This window comes from Edaphobacter modestus, from assembly GCF_004217555.1.
Lineage (GTDB): Bacteria > Acidobacteriota > Terriglobia > Terriglobales > Acidobacteriaceae > Edaphobacter > Edaphobacter modestus.
Window position 1 is genome coordinate 6,093,323 of the sequence record NZ_SHKW01000001.1, and the last position, 18,320, is coordinate 6,111,642.

Genomic DNA, 18,320 nt, shown 5'->3' on the forward strand with positions numbered 1-18,320 from the left:
CGCCGACAGGCTCTCCTGTTGCTACGGTAGGCCGGCGAGCTAGACGCTAAACCTGCTGAAAAAGGGCGTCGCGACCAACTCGCTGACGAGGGTCCGCTGGCAGCGGTTCTTATGGCGCACAGAATATCACGCCAATGCGGAATCAAGCCTTGTTGCTGGACGGCAGATTTCCAGCGCATCTTCACCGTTATCGGCATCACGAAGCCCTCTGCCTCGGAGTGGCCAACCAGCCGACTATCGCCTGAAGTGCAGGCCTGCGAAGCGGCCCGCGATCAACTCCGATTCCGGCCGGTTGCTGTTAGCGGTAGACTTGACGACACCTCTTCTAAAGGAGAGCCATTCGTGAGATTCATTGGCCGGAATACCAAACCGCCGTCTCGGTAAGAGATTACGATGTGTGCCGCGATGGAGAGAGCGCACGGACTAAGAAGAGCCGCGATCGCCCTGGGCGTCCTGCTGGCGTACTGCCCTTGTGTCTTAGCCTTAGACCCATCTCTCGACGTCAGTCAATACGCGCACACCGCCTGGAAAGTCAGCGAAGGATTTTCCAAAGGCGTCATCTTTTCAATTGCTCAGACGCCCGACGGTTATCTCTGGCTCGGCACGGAATTCGGGTTGCTTCGCTTCGATGGCGTTCGGAACACCGAGTGGCAGCCGCCAAAGGGTGAGCGTCTCCCCAGCAACGATATTAGAAACCTGCGCGCCGCGCGCGACGGGCGTCTCTGGATTGGCACCACTAAAGGGCTTGCAAGTTGGAAGGACGGCCGGCTGACTCACTACCCGGAGCTGGATGGGCAGGGTGTTGAAGCGCTTCTTGAGGATCATGAAGGAACGATATGGGTGGGCATGTGGGCGCCTCCTGTCGGGAGACTCTGCACGATTCAGGCCGGAAAGACCCAGTGCTACGGAGAGGACGGCCGTTTCGGCTCAGGAGTGACCTCCTTGTATGAGGATAGCGGAGGCAATCTCTGGGCGGGAGGGATGACCGGGCTGTGGCGATGGAAGAGTGGTCCACCTAAGCTCTATCCAATGCCAGACCCTGCGCTCCGAATCAACGCTCTGATCGAAGGCGACGACGGCGAACTCCTGATTGCCCAGAATAGCGGTATCACACAGCTGAGGCTCGGGAAAATTGAGGCTTATCCGTTTCCTGCTGGGCAGCAGTTCAGAGCTAACACTCTGCTTAGGGATCGCCATGGTGGCCTGTGGATCGGAGCGTCGGTTGACGCAGGCCTGTTGCATGTGCACCAGGGAAGTACGGATCTGTTTACACGATCCGACGGCCTGTCAGGCGATGCGGTTACATGTTTCTTTGAGGATCGTGAAGGCAATATCTGGGCAGCGACCGTTGATGGCCTCGATCGCTTTCGCGAGTTCGCCGTCCCCTCGATCTCTGTCAAGCAAGGTTTGTCCAGCCGAGGCCTTTCGTCCGTTCTAGCGGCGAGAGATGGCAGCGTTTGGATCGGCTCAAGTGATGGCTTGAACAGATGGAAGAACGGGCAGATCACGGTTTACCGCAAACGAAGCGCACAGGCCGTGCGCGGTGGCGCCAAACAAAAAGAGGAACTTCTGGAACGCAACCATACCTCCGTAAGCGAACTTATAGCGGAGAGTGGGTTGAGTGCCACGCGGACTGTAAGGGCGATAACCGCCAGTGGATTACCGGATGATACGGTGGACTCACTCTTTGAGGACCATCGCGGGCGGATCTGGGTCGGAACCGTTCGCGGGGTTGCCATTCTTGAGTCTGACCAGTTTATTCCCATAAGCTCCGTGTCCGAGGGAATCGTGTATTCCATCGCCGGGGACAGCGCGGGGGAGGTCTGGATCAGCCACGAGGATGGCCTTTTTCATCTGCTTCGAGCGAATGTGGTCGAACGGATTCCCTGGGCCACGCTCGGACGCAAAGACGTGGCTACTGCTCTTTTACGAGATTCTGTGCAGGACGCTTTATGGCTTGGATATTTGGGTGGGGGGATTGCCTATTTCTCTAACGGGCAGGTCCGCGCATCGTACACAGCCGCCGATGGGCTTGGTACGGGCTATGTCAGCGACTTTCGATTCGACCATGACGGTACGCTCTGGGTCTCGACCGAAGGCGGGCTCAGCCGAGTAAAGAACAATCGTGTGACCACGCTGAACAGCACGAACGGATTGCCCTGCGATACGGTTCACTGGATGATGGAAGATGACGCCCATTCGGTGTGGCTGTATATGGCCTGCGGGCTGGTGCGCATTGCCCGGCCTGAGTTGGACGCCTGGGCCGCCGATCCAAAGCGGACGATTCTGACCGCGGTCTTCGACAGTTCCGACGGAGTGAGGAGCCATTCGTTCACGAGCGGCTATAGCCCGCTTGTCACGAAATCCCCGAATGGAAGATTGTGGTTCTTGCCTTTCGGCGACGTCAGCGTCATCGATCCGCGTCATCTTGCATTCAACAAACTTCCTCCCCCGGTGCACATCGAACAGATCGTTGCCGATGGCAAAACATATGATGCTGCGCGCGGTTTGCGCCTGCCTCCGGGCGTTCGCAATCTCGAGATTGACTACACGGCCCTGAGCCTGGTTGACCCGGAGAAGGTGCACTTCCGATTCATGCTCGAGGGCCAGGATAAGGACTGGAGAGCGGTGGTCAACCGACGTCGAGCGGAGTACTCGAATCTATCGCCGGGAAATTATCGCTTCCGTGTTATGGCGTGCAATAACAGCGGTGTGTGGAACGAGCAGGGGGAAACGCTGGATTTTGCGATTGCTCCCGAGTTCTGGCAGACGAATTGGTTCCGCGCGCTTTGTGTGGCCGGCTTCCTGGCGTTGCTTTGGGCACTGTACCGATTGCGGGTTCGGCAACTGCGGCGTCAGGAAAAGAAGCTTCACGATGTAATCGAAACCATTCCGGCGATTGCGTGGACCGCCCTACCGGATGGCTGGGTGGACTTTTCCAATCACCATTGGGAGGAATATACGGGTCTCTCCCTCGAGGAGGGAGCTGGCTCAGGCTGGGAAGTAGCTGTTCACCCCAAGGACGTGAAACGACATGCGGAGAAGTGGCGAGCCTCGGTGGCGAGCGGCGAGCCCTTCGAAAGTGAGGCGCGCTACCGGCGGGCGGACGGGGAGTATCGGTGGTTCCTGGTCCGCGCCGTACCGCTGCGGGATGGGGGAGGCAAGATCCTCAAGTGGTACGGGACCAAGACCGACATTGAGGACCGCAAGCGCGCCGAACAGCTTCAGGCGGACCTTGCTCATATAAATCGCGTCACCACGCTGGGCGAACTCACCTCGTCGTTGGCGCATGAAATTAAGCAGCCCATCGCTGCGACCGTCATAAATGCCCACACCTGCTTGCGATGGCTCAAGCGCGACCGACCCGATCTGGACGAGATACGCGAGGCAGCAAGCAGTATTGTCGCGGACGGAAGACGTGCCGGTGACATCATCGAGCGTTTGCAGTCGTTGTACAAGAAGTCTCCTCCAAAACGTGAGTTGGTCGAGATGAACGAGATCATCAACGAAATGGCCTCGCTGCTGCGGGGCGAGGCCAACCGCTATGCGGTTTCAATACGCACGGACCTGGCCGCCGACCTTCCAAAAATTGCAGCAGACCGCGTGCAGGTGCAGCAGGTGCTCATCAACCTCATGCTCAATGGCATCGAGGCGATGAAGGAGACCGGCGGGGTACTTACGGTCAAGTCGCAACTGGGCCAGGACGGTCGAGTGATGATCTCAGTCAGTGACACCGGCGTGGGACTGCCAGCCGAAAAAGCCGACCAGATCTTCGACGCCTTTTTTACCACCAAACCGCAGGGCTCCGGCATGGGTCTGGCGATCAGCCGTTCCATCGTCCAGTCACATGGCGGCCGTTTGTGGGCCACGGCGAACGACGGACGGGGCGCTGCGTTTCATTTCACTTTACCGACCGCAGCCGAGGTAGTGAAAGTGGCCGCTACCGAACCTAATTCGGTGTCCACCGGTACGTCTCACGGTGATACAGAGTGAGGCTTTGGCCCACTATTATGGGCGATTCGGAAACTATGTGCGAGAGCGCGCCAGATCGGGTGCAGCCATTTATAAGATAGGTTCTAGCCCGTTTACTCAACTAGAGCGTTCTACGGCGAGCTCGCCGAGTTGACCTTCACGGCGGCGAGTTCGCACGCGCGCAATTCTGCTGCCAGCCATTTGATGAGTGTGATCGAATCATCGAAGATCTTGTTGAACTGTTCCTCAGTAACTCGTACTGCAGCGAGGAAACCTGATCCGTCCACATACTCAGGGTACTTATCCGAAAACTTCAGATCGAGATAACTGGCGTCACCCCCTTCGAGGGTCCATCTCTCGAAGGGGAGTTGAGGATTCGCTTCGCCGCCGTCGTGAACGATCTGGTTTCTAACATCATTCAATGGCGTTGCGAATGCGATCTTGTCGGCGTGCATAACGATATCAATACCGAATCGTTCGCCTATTTCAGACCAAAGTCGCATAATCTCGCTCATGCTACCATCGCCATATTTTTTCTTTCGTGGGAAGAAGGTTTCAGCGGATCTCAGCATCGTGCGTAGAGCATGAATCAACCTCGTCGCAATCGCCACGAACGCCATATTTCTCTGGAACCGTTCCTGTTCGGCGTGATCACCAAATGCTTCGCCTTGACGGTCAATCAAATAGTCACGATATTCCTCGTGGGCCGATTCGATCTGGGTTTCGAGCTTTTTCGCGTAGGCCTCTGTGTCTGCAGAAAGAGCGTTCACGCTCGCATGGAGCGATCCGAGGATGATGACGTGAAGATCACGCTCAAAGTTGTCGCTCTCAGTATGGAAAAAATCCATCTGGTGGATCCAGTTGTCTGTTTGCATACCTGGACATGGTATCTCGACTCGAGCTGTTAGGATCCTCTCCGCATTCTCTTCCGAGAGGACCAATAAATCAGCAGACAGCCCATATTGCTTAGCGCAACAGCGTCATTGCATCAAGAATTGGGGAAAGGCGAGTTGGCGATGAGGTCGCAAAAGTTCGGACTCTTGTAGCCCTTAATATACCGTTCGCAGACGTCGGCCTTCACGGTGCCAAAAATGGATTCCGGCTTGTGGGCGAAACCACCGAAGAAAGCCTGAACGATGCCTTCTTTGAAACTGTGACGCGGATACTCGGCAACAATCTTTTCCCGGATATCTTTGGGGAACTGATCAAATCCTTCTCCCAGAACGTCGAGCCCAACCCCGGTGAACAGCAAGGCCACCTCCGGGTCCATGTACTGTGTCACACCGGGAGTCGTATGAAGGGCAATCGCCTCCCAAACTGTCTGAATCGAGGGCTCAGGAATATCGTAGTGCGAAGAAACTGTCGAGCGGCATTCGCGCCATCGGATTCGCTGCTGTATCGTCGGATCCATCTTCTCGGTCACGGTAATGGACGGCGATATCGTCTCGCCCACCAACTGTGTGCGGCAACCTTTCGGAGTGGCCGATATCGGCCACAACAAAGCCACCATCCTCGTTAACCGCGTCAATCTCTTCCATGGTCTCTCGTGGCGCTCAGAGGAGGTGTTCTTCTCAAGAGACCGCAAAAACAATAGCTCTGGCTACGACAACACCATCAACGTGGTCATCAGTTGTGTTGATACGCGTGCAGCCCGCGCCGAGATGCACGAAGCCTTCAATTCGAAGGGCGGCCCATGGCGGCACGTCCGCTACTGGTTGGACATCGGCAACAATGCGAGTAACGGCCAGTTCGTTCTGGGTCAGCCGTTGAACGACTTCAATCGCCAAAGCAGAACCCGGCTCCGCACCGTCACGGAACTCTTCCCCTCGATCATGGATACGCCGCAGGGCGAAGGGCCGCTACCCAGCTGCTCTGCTGTAGAAGCCCTGGAACGTCAGTTATATTAGCGTTGAGCGTTATGTACATGTGAAAGTATCCGTCTTTACGACACCTTAACATACACACATGAAAAGGGTCTATGTGTATGGGGCACTACACCAAATCAGACGGTTCGCTCGTCTTCGAGATCGATGGGGCAAAGACTCCGCCTAACCTGCCTGCAAGCAAGGAGCCTTGGAACATAACTCAGGTGCGCGTTGCGTCGGATTTCACCGCTTGGGCACTCTATGACGTGTTCAAAGCACCACCTGAGTTGCTGAGCATAGAGCCTGTTAAAGGGACAGTTAAAATCCTCAATCCAACGGCGTCTGACCAGCAGTGATCGCCCTCTCGAACTGGTGCTCAAAGGATGGCGAGAGCGTCTTGACTCAGCCGAATTGCTGAAGCCGAAATCTTGCTCCGCCCGTTAGGTCGGCTTATCGCCAAGTTCGGCTCGCTGGCCGTGCTCGCCAAGTGAACTTGGTCAAAACCCGACTTTGGAGGAACGTGCGATACGCGCCTGTGCGTTAACTCGCCGCAGGTCCAAAGGCCTCGTCGAGAGCCTTCTTGTAATCCTCGGCTTCCCATTCCTCTGGATCGTCAGTGAGTCCCAACACTGCGGATGTCGCTTCAGCCACGCGTACTTTTAGTTCCGGCATAGCTAACATGCCCCTCAACGTGGGAAGAAGCCTAAGATCTTGGCGTTTCCCAAGCCCGACCGCAGCTTCTTCACGAACATCTTCGTCGGAGTCCGAGAGGCGTTGCAGGAGGGCTTCTCGGATCTCTGGCGAATCTAGGCTGCCTAGAACTCCCAATCCGAAGACAGACCAGTCCCGAACATCGGAATCTTCATCACGAGTCAGAGGAATGAGGGTAGCGACTGCCAATGAATGGTTCGGAAAGTGTCCCAGTGCAAATGCGATGGAGAACCTGACATCTCGATCAGGGTGATCCTTGTACTTAACTATGATGGGAACGCCAGCCTCGTTATAGAGGTGACCAAGAGCCGCGATTCCGCTACCGAGGACCATTGGGTTTTCCTCGCGCTCTAGCATCTCAACAAGTAGCGGAAATGTTTCATCACGGAAAAGCCATTTCGGTTCTTTCGGCGCCAGCTCTGTATTGCTAAACATCTGCAATTGAGCCATGATCGCGGCGGCTCGCGCTCTTTTCAACGGCACGCTTTCTTTGAGCCACAAGGCAGCGGTTTCGAAGATCTCGCGATTCCCGTCGCGCTGTAACGCTGAAACCGCATCCCACGGCGCCTCGTCATCGTAATCACCGAGAAGAGTTTGACTAAAGAGTTGCTGCATGTCGTAAGAAGTCATTAGCTTTGCCCAAAGCAATCCTACAAGTTCCCGGGAAACGGGGCGGTCTCAACCGGTCGATGCAACACCATCTGATATGAATTCATTTTCTAAAGGTGGTGTTTATGGCACAAGGAAAACGGGACAGGCTTTCCACCGAGCAGCGGATCGACATGTGGCGCCGTTGGAAGTCGGGCGAGTCGTTGCATGAGATTGGCCGCGCCTTCGGTAAAGGCCATGGTTCCATTCGGTTCTTGTTGACGCAGCGCGGCGGGATAGTTCCTGATGCTCGTCGACGCTCGCTGCGAACGCTGACGCTGGCCGAGCGGGAAGACATCTCACGAGGAATTGCTTCCGGTTCGTCGATTCGTGAGATAGCCAAAGGGTTGCAGCGGGCTGCGTCGACAGTGAGCCGGGAGGTGGCGCGTCATGGCGGGCGTCCACTCTATCGAGCCAATGAAGCCGATCATCAGGCCTGGGAGTCGGCTCTGCGACCCAAGGTGTGCCTTCTTGCCATCGACGAGAAGCTGCGGACGATCGTTGCCAGTAAACTGATCCAGGACTGGTCGCCGGAACAGGTTTCGGGATGGTTGAAGGTACGGTATCCCAAGAACGAGAGCATGCGCGTGTCCCACGAAACCATTTACCGCAGCTTATTCATCCAGGCCACGGGGAGTGTTGAAAAAAGAGCTGATTCAGCACCTGCGGTCCAAGCGGCTGTTACGTCGCTCACGGCACTCGCGGGCTGGCGGACAGTCCCGAGGTCGGATCGTCGATGCCATCTCCATTCGGGAAAGGCCTGCAGAAATTGAAGACCGCGCCATTCCCGGTCATTGGGAGGGCGATCTGCTCGGCGGCACCAAGAACAGTCATATCGCAACCCTGGTGGAACGACATTCGCGTTTTACCATCCTGGTCAAAGTGCCCAGCAAAGACACAGCGACGGTCGTCGCCGCGCTGAGCAAGCACGTGCGTAAGCTCCCCGCGTCCTTGCGGCGCCCGTTGACCTGGGACCGGGGGCTGGAGATGGCAAAACACAAGAGCTTCACGGTGGACACGAATGTGAAAGTCTACTTCTGTGATCCGCAGAGCCCCTGGCAGCGCGGCACCAATGAAAACACGAACGGGCTGCTGCGACAGTACCTCCCTAAAAAACCGACTTGTCCGGTTACTCTCAAGCCGATCTCGACAAGGTAGCTCTGCGCCTAAATCAACGCCCCCGAAAGACCTTGGGCTTTGAAACCCCGGCGAGTAAACTTCAAGCCAGTGTTGCATCGACCGATTGAGACCGCCGGGGTTATCGGCAACTACGGAAACGTTACTCAGTTCTCTTTGGATAGCCAATCAAATAAGTAATCGGTACAAAGCCATTCCTCTTCGTTCCCGCTTGCCAGTGATAGTCCTTCACTCGTAACCGCTTTGACATCTGGAATAGCTCATCCTTCGAGTAAGCACGTAGGCATGACATGAGGCCGTCAAACCAGAGCATGAACGGAACAAGTGGTATGACATAGGTCCAGATAATTCGTGGCCAGCGGAAAGGCCGAATCGCTGGCGTAATAAGCAGAGCGACCATGGGAAGAAAGCAGATCGCGAGCATGACTCTCATATCTCTCTTTGCGCCCTCAAAGATAGCAATTCCCTGGCGCTGCGTTGCTGCATCACAGAGTATTCTTCGCGCATCGTTGGGTGAAAAATGATGAAACGAGGAAAATATGGTTCGGAATCCGCTGAAGTGCGCAGGCACCTCTAGCGCCGAGACAGGCTGTGCGTAAAAGTTCACATACTTACATTCAGAACTGGCCCGCTCAAACCCTTCGGTATTGGGGTGAAGATCGGTTAGCAGGACGGTTATCTTGTAAGCCTGTTCCTCCTCGAAATTGCGCGCCAATTGCAACCAAGGTCCGCCTGCACCGGAGCAAAGGTCGATCACGTGATTTGTTCCAGATTCTTCTAATGCCTGACGAAGCAGCGGAACGATTGGCCGATAGGAGTCGAACATTATCCAGATGGCCTGGAGCGCATCAGTGAATAGATTCCGCAAAATAGCGGGGCACCAACGATGATCGTGGATCTCGAAAAGCTCAAAGCGGCGCATATCAAAGAGTACGGTGTTGGAATTCCCTAATTATCTACTCTATTGCGCTATTCTGTCCGACCTTCGAATAGAACCGCCGCCCTCAGCCTGCCCCAGCAGGTGAGTAGCGGCACGTTCAGCCGAAGATCCGCCGCAGTGATGTCATCTCTCGCGACTCTCCCTTAGCCGGCGAATGATAAGGAGACACTACACCGGACAGGCGTGGATCTTCCGAGGTGGGAGCGTTGTCGACGATGGCCTCAGCCACAGATGGAGCGCCGCCGACCTCACTCGTCGTTCGGTTCAGTCCGAAACGCCTGAGCAGGCTCTGCGGTAGGTCGACTGCATACTTTGCGCGCGTCACGGCAACATAGAGGAGTCGCAGCTCCGCCGCGATGGATTCCTGGTGATCGGAACGTGTCGATGGTGGACGCGTGGAGAGGAAATCGGGTTCGATTTCGACGTACCCCCACTCTCTGCCTTTCGCTTTATGTGTCGTTGAGCAGATGATCCGGGCATTCCCCTCGTTGGGAACACAACCGCCGATCGCCCTGAGCATCGTTTCTTCCCCGTACTCCTGGACGAGGTTGACCAGACCGCGAAGGTATTCCCCCTCGGTGCGGGTGCTTAACGACATAACGTCCTTCCAGGTAGCAAATCCCAGTAATTCAGGCGATTGTCCCCCTTGTCCCTGCTTGACACGACGGACATCGATCAACAGCATTTCCAGGCCACTGGTTCCACCAAGAACATGACAGGGCATCCTGGAGGAAAGGCACTTCAGAATATTCCCGATAACGCCGGCGTTGCTGCGGGACAGAATGACCTGAGGATGGACCACAGCAAGATGGGACTGGATCGCTTCCGATCCTCGCACCGGATGCTTCGCTCCGAGTGAACGAAGAATTGCAGTTGCAGCGCTGGCAATTGCGGGGCCGAACCGGTACGACTGGGAAAGGAGAACATGGTGAGGTGTCGACACCTGAGCCATTGCGTTCACCGCTCCCCGCCATTCATAGATTTGTTGATAGGGGTCTCCGACATACACGACAGGACAGTCCATCCGCTTCAGGACGCCGACCAGAACAGGATTCAGGTCCTGTGCTTCATCGACGAGGATGTAATCGACCCGCGCTTTCGGTTGAGAGAGTGCCCAAAGCTTCAGGTAGCCATCGTGACCAAGCGGAAGACCGGCGGTCTTGTGGCGCATGGCATCCCACAAAGCCTGCACGTGTGAGATTGCCTGGCCAGTGAACTGAGCTAAGCCCACGGCATCGAGCGCTTCAAGACACCCGTAGCGTGGAATATGCGCCTGCTGCGGATGTTCGTCATTACTCAGCAGGAAGCGCTTCACCGCGTCGAGCAGTACGGAGCAATACGACCACTTCGAAAGCGTCAGTCCCGAATGGAAGATCAAGTTCTCCGGCATTCGGAACGCTTCCACCACTGTATTTGGAGTGAGAGTCCCTGTCAGCTTCCACGCCGGATATCCGAAACTCCGGGCTATGGCGCGGAGAGCAAGGGAATGACTGGTCGCGCAAGCTACCCGTGTGGGGAACTTTCCTCGGGCATTCTCTGCGATGCTTCGATTGAATGCCAGATAGAGTCCGCGCCCGTTCGTACTCGACGCGAGCAGACGGAGAGTCGTGGTCTTGCCCGCTCCTGCGTAGGCATCGATGCGGAGACCTTCCTGCTTGAGGAACAGTTCCCGTGCGCGTTGCTGCTCCGGACTGGGATGGATATTGGTTGGGTGAAGGCTCATGGTCGTGTTGCGTAACTGCCTGCCCTAAGCATATCCAAACTGCATTCCATCCTGGCATCAAGGGAAACAATTGGGCTGAACAAAAGACATACTCCGATCTCGATATTCCGCACTAAAATCCGAGGCACCCGGAGGATATCTGCGCACCTATCAGGCCGTCACGCGAACTTGCCGATACGCCCGACCTATCAGGCCGTCACGCGAACTTGCCGATACGCCCGACGCAATATAAGAAGGTGCCCCCTTGGACTAGGCTGTGAGCGGTTGCCATCTCACCGCCGGAAAGGAGCACTCTTCTATGGAAGGCACGAAGTATATCGGAATGGATGTTCACAAGGACTCGATCTCGATCGCGGTTCTAAATTCTTCGGGCAAGCTGGTGATGGAAAGCATCATCGAAACCAAGGCGACTACGATTCTCGAGTTCGTGCATGGGCTGCGCGGGAGTCTGCATCTGACGTTTGAAGAGGGCACCTGGGCAGCGTGGTTGTATGACCTGCTGAAGCCGCATGTGACGAAGCTTGTGGTGTGTGATCCACGTCGCAATGGCTATCTGAAGCAAGGCAGCAAGAGTGACCGAATCGATGCTCGGAAGCTGGCCGAACTGCTGTACTCGAATATGCTGCAGCCCGTTTACCACGGCGAGCACGGAGTGCGGTCCTTGAAGGAACTGGCGCGCAGCTATATGACCATCACCAAAGACCAGGCGCGTGTCATGACCCGGGTGAAGGCTGTGTATCGAAGCTGGGCTATTCCCTGCGCGGGGAAGCAAGTCTATGGACAGCGCCATCGCCTGGAGTGGCTGGGCAAGATCCAGGAGCCCGGCGTGCGCCGCCGGGCAGAGTTCTACTACGCAGAGTTGGACGCTTTGCGCTCGCTCCGCTTAGTAGTGCGGAGCGAGCTACTGCTGGAGAGCAAGAAGCACAACGTATCGACGCTGTTAAGTCAGATTCCGTCGATTGGCCCCATCCGGGCGGCCCTGTTGATCGCGCTGCTCCAGACGCCGGATCGTTTCCGCACCAAGCGACAGCTCTGGGCTTACAGCGGATTGGCGATCGAAACGCACGACAGCGCAGAGAACCAGTACGTTAACGGACAGCTGCAGCGATCCAAAAAGCAGACATCGATTCGTGGACTCAATTCGAATCACAATCCCGATCTCAAGAATCTGTTCAAGAGCGCCTCAGCAGTTGCCGCCGTCAAGACCGGGCCGTTCCAGAAGTTTTACGCTGCTCTGATCGGCAAAGGAATAAAGCCCGAGATGGCACGGCTGACCCTGGCACGCAAAATCGCCGCGATCACCCTGATCGTCTGGAAGAGAGGAGTAAGCTTCGACGCCAGATATCTGAACCCACAAACAGCTTGAGTGTTCCCATGGTTCCGTTCCATCCCGTGGATTCAATCCCAGCGGTGGTTTGCCCGGTACTTGAGACACTCGGGTTCGAGAGAGAGTCTCAACCGAAAAGTTAGACGCGTGGTGCCTCGGGCACCCAGTCTCCTACGCGACCCTAGGCCCTCTCGGATAACCTGAAAAAGCAATGGGCCACGAGTCCCAGATAGAACCATGGTTGGCACATGACCAACGTTCTGCTTGCTGGTTTCACAAGTCACTGGCTTCGTCGCAAATCGAGCATGAGAACCACAGGGGAAGAACCCACAAGCGCTACGCGGTTGTCCGCAGTGTCCCGAGCCTTTGGAGCGGAATGCGAGAACAATCCTGCTCAATTCCAAGGGGGCTGAAAATCAACAAAAATTCAGCCGAAGGCAAAGTGTTTTTTGTTGACTTTCCTTCTTATAGAACTTTTCGGGAACCGACCCGCCACGTTGGTAAACACAAGACGCATTCTCGGTACCGATCAGTCGAACTGAGCTCATTGAGTGCATCTGAAGTCATCAATCGTGAGTTAACGCTATGGACACTCATTCATCTGAAGCTGTCCAAGCATTACATGTGACGATCCCTGATCAGCCAATGTTTCCGGCAATAGGACCGAGCCGTTCCTAACGGTCCCAGTTCCTACCGCTCAATGATTTCTACCGTTATATTGGTTCGGCGCGCCAGGAGTTGGAACGCTGTCGGAGACCTGCGCTCCATCGGTATGAGTCCGGGTCAGTGGAGCGGTGAGGCTGATGCCGCTACCCGAGATCTGCGCGCCAGCGGCGTGACCACGAGCGAGGGGTGCGACGACTGTGATGGTGGCGGCGCCACGGGCTCTAATCGAAGAAACAACAGCCGTTTCAGAGTTTGCTCCTTCGTCGATCGTGATTGTTTGGCCTTTACCAAAGCCAGTCACGCTTACGGCAGGAAGAAGAGTTGCTCCAGCATCAGTAGAAGTGCGTACCGTCGTGGCGCCTGCTGTTCCAACCGCGGCGATGACGGCGGTTTCAGTATTTGCATCAGAATCAATATGGACTGTCTGACCAGGGCGAAAGCCTTCCGTACTGGCGACCTTGATGTTCGTTGCACCCGCTGCCGACGTAGCCGACAAAGAGGCAGCGGCCTGCGTTGAAAAGTCGGTACAGTTGCTGTCGGTATCGGCGCCGTCAGGGAACCGACCTGCGCTCGTATTGATGGCAACCGAGGCCACAACTGTCGACCAGGGGTTGAACACTGAACCGGGCGCTGGGGTATAGCAGCCGCTTATCTGAGCCCCTGAGACAGTCTGATCCCCTTCGGCGGCCCATGGATCTACAAGGCCTCCATAGTTAAGGCTGTCGGCAACCACTCCCGAAGCGTCGCGCAGCACGATGCTACCTTCTTCGACGGTGAGTATTCGACCGAACTGCGGGGATTTTGTGGTTAATTCCGGCCCGCCAAACCACTGGTTGGGCGGGTGCGTGCCCTGGTATCCCGCTGTCTTGACTGCGGCATCGCGTACAGCCGCGTGGATCGCGTGGTTGTTGATCAGTGGTCTATCGAGTGTTATGCCTGTCCCAAGCGCCTGGACTGGCTCATTGCTCGAATGGGCAAAAGCAGTCGCCGGCTGGAAGCTGACTCCTGTTCCGCGATCGCTGAACGGCAGGTTGGCCGCATGATTGAATCGTAAGGGAGCTGCCAGATTCAGGCCTGTGCCCGGAGAGACCACCCATTCACTGACCACATGAGCTTTGGTAAGGGCGGGTGTGAAGTCGATGGGGGTACCATCCGGCCCTGGGGTGCCCACCGCGGTGACGGTGACGACCTGCTGGCTTGCAGGCGTGCCGATCGTGATCTTGTTACCTGCAGCGAAACCCTCCCCACGGCGCACGCTGATCCGGGTCGCTCCGGCGCTCGCAGGAGCTGAGAGATTGGTCTGGCTTGCCGCCGTGCCGACATGCGTCACCGTTACGGTTTCGATTCCATGACCAACGCTATCGATATCCAACCTGACCTTGTCACCTACGGAGATGTCGGAGAGAGATGTCACCTGGATGTTGGTGGTTCCCGCTGGCGCTTCCATCGCCAGATACGCTTGTGTGCCTCGCTTGCCGACCGCGGTCACCGTCGCGATCTCATACTGTTCCACGGTATTTGCAACGATCGGATAGGTCGAGCCATAGCCAAGCGCAATTTTCTGTCCAACAACAAAGCCGGATGCATCCTCAACAGGCACATTAGTCGAGCCGGCAGGAACTGTGATCACCAGCTCCTCAGGCAAGGATTGCCACACCGTTGTATGGTTGCTGGCAGCCGTACCGAGGCTTGCGATCTTGCGCGCTTCCATACTGGAACCAGTGCCGATGTTGATCGTGTCGCCGACCGACATTCCTTCGGTGTTTCTGACATGGATGATGCTGTCACCTGCGCGTGCGGGGATCGCCAGCCCTGAGTTGGCGAGGCCGAGCAGGTAAAAGCCGCTCGTTGCAAGCTTGGTTCCAGCCGGGATCTTTACCGTCGAGAATATTGCCTGGTGGGCTGGGTGCTCGGTCAATGTCCAGTTGGAGAGATCGACGCTTTGAGAACCTGCGTTGTAGAGCTCGATAAATGAATCCGTCGGGTTGTCGGGAGCGGCCGAAGTGACTCGAAACTCGTTGATTTTGACTGGTCTGGCATTACGAATCTTTTCTACCGCCGTCTCAACTTGCTTTCTGCTGCTGGTAGCGTTTGTCCACGATGCATGACCGACGAGATCGCCGTTGAAGGATGCAGGTGCAGAGGTGACTTTGAAGGTCGCGCTCACGCTCGCACCCGGTACGACCTGTTGAGCGAAGGTCTTCGACGTCTCAGTCGTGTCTGAAACGGCAGCGGTCCACTGCTTGCTGGGTACGGCAATGCTCAACGTAACGTCCGCTGCAGGCGCCCCAGTTGTATTCGTGAATGTCACGGTGAAGTCCCGCGAAGATCCTGGAGTGAACGTCTGCGGGCCTCCCAGCATTCCTGTCGTGGCAGCCGGAACCAAACTAAGCGGAGCTACATCGTATCGTGCTGCGACAACATTCGCCTGGACAAGCTGGTCGGTGGCGTTCGATGGAAATGTACCAGCGGCAGTCATCGCTCCTTCATAGAACGTTCCTTGCGAACCGACACTGTTGTCTCCACCGTTGCCTAGGAGAATCGCCCCCTGCTTCCGCATTGGGTCATAGGTTGGATTCACACGGTGTCCATCGAACATGACCGACAGAGCCCCCTTTTGCGCGTCGCCACCCATCGATGTCCAATGGTGTGGTTCTCCTTTGCCGATGGCGGTTACAAAGCGCCAGGGGATGCTGGGTAAATTGGGACAGCCTTTGGTCCCATCCTCGTTGACGCACCCGACAAGATTATTTTCCTGATCAGTCATAATCCACGGCCCGTCACCAGCCCCGCTGTACCACGGCGTGGCGTTACCGAAGTAGAGGGTCTCCATGGTGCCGTTATCATCATCGCGACTGTCAATCTCAGCATTGCCGTAGTCGAAACAGCAACCGGCGTTGAAATGCTTCCCGTTGACGACCCAGTATTGCCCCTCGGCCTGGTCGTCGACCGCGGTGCCTTTCACATCGTTCTGGCGAAGCCCCATGCCCGGTTCGATCAACACGCCGTACACCTTGTGCCCCATGATCGTGATCGGGGCCATGTCCGCAATCGGAAGGGTGTTGAAACCTCCTAATGCCGGGCCACTGAATCCGCCACGGGGAGCCTGAATCAAGTCGTTGTGCTTGGAAGACTGGTCGTAGATGATGCTGATCCAGCAATAGGTACCGCTGCAGAACTTATCCTGTGTGGCTGCGTCCGCGTATCCGCCAGGGTCCGGAACTGACGTGGCAGTAGCCTGGACAACGCCAATGTCCAGGGTCTTACCGTCCGATTGGCGCAAAACCTGGTAGAGGGGACCGTTATAGGTGGCATATAACGCACGGGTCGTGCTATGTGCCGCGACACATGGGTCACCGGCAGCCGCGTAGATGTCGCACGAGCCTTGAGGCCTGCGTGGAGGAACGACGCCACCCGCCGGAGACTGTTGTGCCATCGTCAAAGTTGCCCCAATGACCGTAAGCACGAGCGCGAGTCTAAGCACAAAATCGATTCTCGTTTTCATTCTTATCCTGATCTGCCAGTAATAACTGTCTTGGGCTCAGAAGAAACGGAATCTCTCCGTCTTTGGTGCCCAGTTTATTTGAATTTTCTGTCGGGATACGTATACCACTTGGCAATGAACTCGTTCCATCTCCTGGCTGAGATTGCCTCGGAATCCAGTACGCCCGCCAGATGGGATTTCGTATAGCTGCTTTTGCGCGTGGTGCGGATAGGAGGGAGCTTGCGGTGAAGCTTGGCGCCCACATCTATATTGATAGCCTCGAACAGAATGTAGCCGAAGCCTTACAAAAGCTGGGTGGCGCCTGTTCAGTGACCCTGTCGCGAACTAGGAACGATATGTTTGGATGGATAAGTCGCGGAGTTGAGGAGCACTTGGTGTACAAGGGCTGAACTCAGCGATTACTTACTTACTGATTCAGAGACATCCAAGGAGGCTCCTCGTGACCAGTATGCACTTCATCGGGTTAGACATCCAAAAGAAGACGGATCAGCTATTGCGTGAAGGACGTGAGCGGTACGGTTCTTTCTGAAGGCACCATTGCTGCGACTAGAGCACAGCTCGACGCTTGGGTGAAGACGTTACCAACTCCGTGGACCGTGGCCATGGAAGCAACCATGTTTACCGGATGGATCTATGACCATCTTCTGCCTCATGCTGCAGCCGTGAAGGTGGCGCATCCGCTGATGCTGCGGGCGATCGCGGCGGCCAAGAAGAAGAACGATCGCATCGATGCGAGCAAGATCTGCGACTGTCTTCGATGTGACTTCCTGCCCGAGTGCCACATGGTCTCCGCCGAGGTTCGGGAGCGACGTAGGACGCTACGCTACCGCAAGCTGCTGGTCCGGCAGAACGTACAGTTGCGCAACAAGGTCTCACAGATGCTGATGGAGTCAGGCGTGGTTTACAACAAGCAGAAACTCCATAAGGTGGGCTACTTCAAGGAACTGATGGAGACCAACCCGGATATCAGCCGCGAGCTGAAGCCGCTGCTGGCGATCTGCCGCGAGACCATCGTGCGGATCGGCAAGACCGAGAGTGCATTGATTCGTTCCCTGCGCCGTGACCCGCTGCTTCAGGCTCGTGTCGAACGCCTGATGACGATCCCTGCGGTCGGGCCGATCACCGCTCTGACCTGGGTGCTTGAGGTCGACGATGTAGCTCGCTTTCACTCGGTCAAGCAAGCTGTCAGTTACTGCGGTCTATGCGGTGCAGAGCGAAGTTCAGCGGAGACGATCAAGCGCATGCCTATCTCCAAGCAGAGGAATAAACATCTTCAGTCGGTGCTTATCGAAGCAGCTAAGCTGGCGCCGCGCTTGAGCCCTGAACTGGCGGTGGTCTATGACACGGAAAAGCAGAAGGGCCATGCCAATCGAGCCTCGATTGCGGTCGCCCGGAAGCTTGTAGCCTATCTGCTTGCGGTGGACCGCAGTGGAGGAGAGTTCGTAGTGGCAGGAGAACGAAGAGCAGCGGCCTGAAGCCGCTACGAAGAACGAGCAGATTCATCGAACGCAACCTGCCAGGTCCCGCAGAAGCCGACTGGGCGACGGAGCTACGCTCCCAATGCCTCCTTCGAAATGTTTCGGGACTGGCAGGAAACACTCACTCAATCTTCTGTGACGGTCTCAACAGCCCGATACAGCGAATGGATGTCTGGTTCTGCGTTACGCGCAGGAACCGCGCCGAGAGGCACAACCGCGAAGTGATGAACACTCAGTGAAACAACCAGGCGCTCTCCTGAGCGCTACGGGAAAGCCTTGCCCAACTTGACAAAGACTTATCATGGATGTCGGCTTCCCGGTAGTAGCGAAGCGTCATTCCTGCAAACG

12 protein-coding genes and 1 pseudogene are annotated in these 18,320 nt (G+C 56.3%); 7 read left to right on the forward strand and 6 right to left on the reverse strand.

The features are described from left to right. The first annotated feature begins 393 nt into the window (after window positions 1-393). A complete protein-coding gene (locus BDD14_RS25810) occupies window positions 394-3,993 on the forward strand; it encodes a two-component regulator propeller domain-containing protein (protein ID WP_130422491.1) in 3,600 nt (1,199 codons plus the stop codon). A gap of 110 nt (window positions 3,994-4,103) precedes the next feature. Here BDD14_RS25810 and BDD14_RS25815 read toward each other — a convergent pair whose 3' ends face one another. Next, on the reverse strand, window positions 4,104-4,820 hold the full coding sequence (locus BDD14_RS25815; protein ID WP_130422493.1) for a hypothetical protein: 717 nt from the start codon (window positions 4,818-4,820) through the stop codon (window positions 4,104-4,106). 140 nt (window positions 4,821-4,960) lie between these two features. Then, the gene (locus BDD14_RS25820) at window positions 4,961-5,383 is read right to left on the reverse strand and encodes a hypothetical protein (RefSeq protein WP_242618207.1); all 423 of its coding nucleotides are present in this window, start codon (window positions 5,381-5,383) and stop codon (window positions 4,961-4,963) included. A 16-nt stretch (window positions 5,384-5,399) separates the two neighbouring features. Between BDD14_RS25820 and BDD14_RS25825 the strand changes: the two genes are divergently transcribed. Together BDD14_RS25825 and BDD14_RS25830 are read left to right on the forward strand one after the other, a co-directional pair. After that, window positions 5,400-5,879: a ubiquitin-activating E1 family protein gene (locus BDD14_RS25825; RefSeq protein ID WP_130422495.1), complete on the forward strand. Its 480-nt coding sequence runs from the start codon at window positions 5,400-5,402 to the stop codon at window positions 5,877-5,879. 77 nt (window positions 5,880-5,956) lie between these two features. After that, on the forward strand, window positions 5,957-6,193 hold the full coding sequence (locus BDD14_RS25830; protein WP_130422497.1) for a hypothetical protein: 237 nt from the start codon (window positions 5,957-5,959) through the stop codon (window positions 6,191-6,193). A 184-nt stretch (window positions 6,194-6,377) separates the two neighbouring features. Here BDD14_RS25830 and BDD14_RS25835 read toward each other — a convergent pair whose 3' ends face one another. Further along, window positions 6,378-7,178 (reverse strand): HEAT repeat domain-containing protein, encoded by an 801-nt coding sequence (locus tag BDD14_RS25835; RefSeq protein ID WP_130422499.1) that lies wholly within the window; start codon window positions 7,176-7,178, stop codon window positions 6,378-6,380. 104 nt (window positions 7,179-7,282) lie between these two features. On the opposite strand from BDD14_RS25835, the pseudogene BDD14_RS25840 reads away from it, so the two are divergent. Then, window positions 7,283-8,443, forward strand: a pseudogene (locus BDD14_RS25840) (IS30 family transposase). Window positions 8,444-8,475: 32 nt separating this feature from the next. Here the strand turns inward: BDD14_RS25840 and BDD14_RS32055 are convergent. Next, window positions 8,476-9,159 carry a class I SAM-dependent methyltransferase gene (locus tag BDD14_RS32055; protein ID WP_165420254.1) on the reverse strand — a complete coding sequence of 228 codons (684 nt, stop codon included), beginning with the start codon at window positions 9,157-9,159 and terminating at the stop codon, window positions 8,476-8,478. A gap of 211 nt (window positions 9,160-9,370) precedes the next feature. Beyond that, entirely contained in the window at window positions 9,371-10,996 is a 1,626-nt protein-coding gene (locus BDD14_RS25850) for a UvrD-helicase domain-containing protein (protein WP_130422503.1), read from the reverse strand. Window positions 10,997-11,294: 298 nt separating this feature from the next. On the opposite strand from BDD14_RS25850, the gene BDD14_RS25855 reads away from it, so the two are divergent. Continuing rightward, window positions 11,295-12,362, forward strand: coding sequence for an IS110 family transposase (locus tag BDD14_RS25855; RefSeq protein WP_130422505.1), 1,068 nt, complete (start codon window positions 11,295-11,297; stop codon window positions 12,360-12,362). 658 nt (window positions 12,363-13,020) lie between these two features. Here BDD14_RS25855 and BDD14_RS25860 read toward each other — a convergent pair. Then, a complete protein-coding gene (locus BDD14_RS25860) occupies window positions 13,021-16,494 on the reverse strand; it encodes an arabinofuranosidase catalytic domain-containing protein (RefSeq protein WP_130422507.1) in 3,474 nt (1,157 codons plus the stop codon). A 152-nt stretch (window positions 16,495-16,646) separates the two neighbouring features. Here BDD14_RS25860 and BDD14_RS34730 point away from each other — a divergent pair, with 152 nt between their 5' ends. Both BDD14_RS34730 and BDD14_RS25870 read left to right on the forward strand, forming a co-directional pair. Continuing rightward, on the forward strand, window positions 16,647-16,883 hold the full coding sequence (locus BDD14_RS34730) for a zinc-binding dehydrogenase (RefSeq protein WP_423201814.1): 237 nt from the start codon (window positions 16,647-16,649) through the stop codon (window positions 16,881-16,883). A 108-nt stretch (window positions 16,884-16,991) separates the two neighbouring features. Continuing rightward, window positions 16,992-17,969, forward strand: coding sequence for an IS110 family RNA-guided transposase (locus tag BDD14_RS25870; protein ID WP_207231835.1), 978 nt, complete (start codon window positions 16,992-16,994; stop codon window positions 17,967-17,969). The last annotated feature ends 351 nt before the right edge of the window (window positions 17,970-18,320 follow it).

Bases quoted from the DNA above. Each gene is read 5' to 3' on its own strand.
- BDD14_RS25850 (WP_130422503.1), bottom strand. From the start codon at position 10,996: ATGAGCCTTCACCCAACCAATATCCATCCCAGTCCGGAGCAGCAACGC.
- BDD14_RS25855 (WP_130422505.1), top strand. From the start codon at position 11,295: ATGGAAGGCACGAAGTATATCGGAATGGATGTTCACAAGGACTCGATC.
- BDD14_RS25815 (WP_130422493.1), bottom strand. From the start codon at position 4,820: ATGGATTTTTTCCATACTGAGAGCGACAACTTTGAGCGTGATCTTCAC.
- BDD14_RS25835 (WP_130422499.1), bottom strand. From the start codon at position 7,178: ATGACTTCTTACGACATGCAGCAACTCTTTAGTCAAACTCTTCTCGGT.
- BDD14_RS25810 (WP_130422491.1), top strand. From the start codon at position 394: ATGTGTGCCGCGATGGAGAGAGCGCACGGACTAAGAAGAGCCGCGATC.
- BDD14_RS25830 (WP_130422497.1), top strand. From the start codon at position 5,957: ATGGGGCACTACACCAAATCAGACGGTTCGCTCGTCTTCGAGATCGAT.
- BDD14_RS25820 (WP_242618207.1), bottom strand. From the start codon at position 5,383: ATGGATCCGACGATACAGCAGCGAATCCGATGGCGCGAATGCCGCTCG.
- BDD14_RS25825 (WP_130422495.1), top strand. From the start codon at position 5,400: ATGGACGGCGATATCGTCTCGCCCACCAACTGTGTGCGGCAACCTTTC.
- BDD14_RS32055 (WP_165420254.1), bottom strand. From the start codon at position 9,159: ATGTTCGACTCCTATCGGCCAATCGTTCCGCTGCTTCGTCAGGCATTA.
- BDD14_RS25860 (WP_130422507.1), bottom strand. From the start codon at position 16,494: ATGAAAACGAGAATCGATTTTGTGCTTAGACTCGCGCTCGTGCTTACG.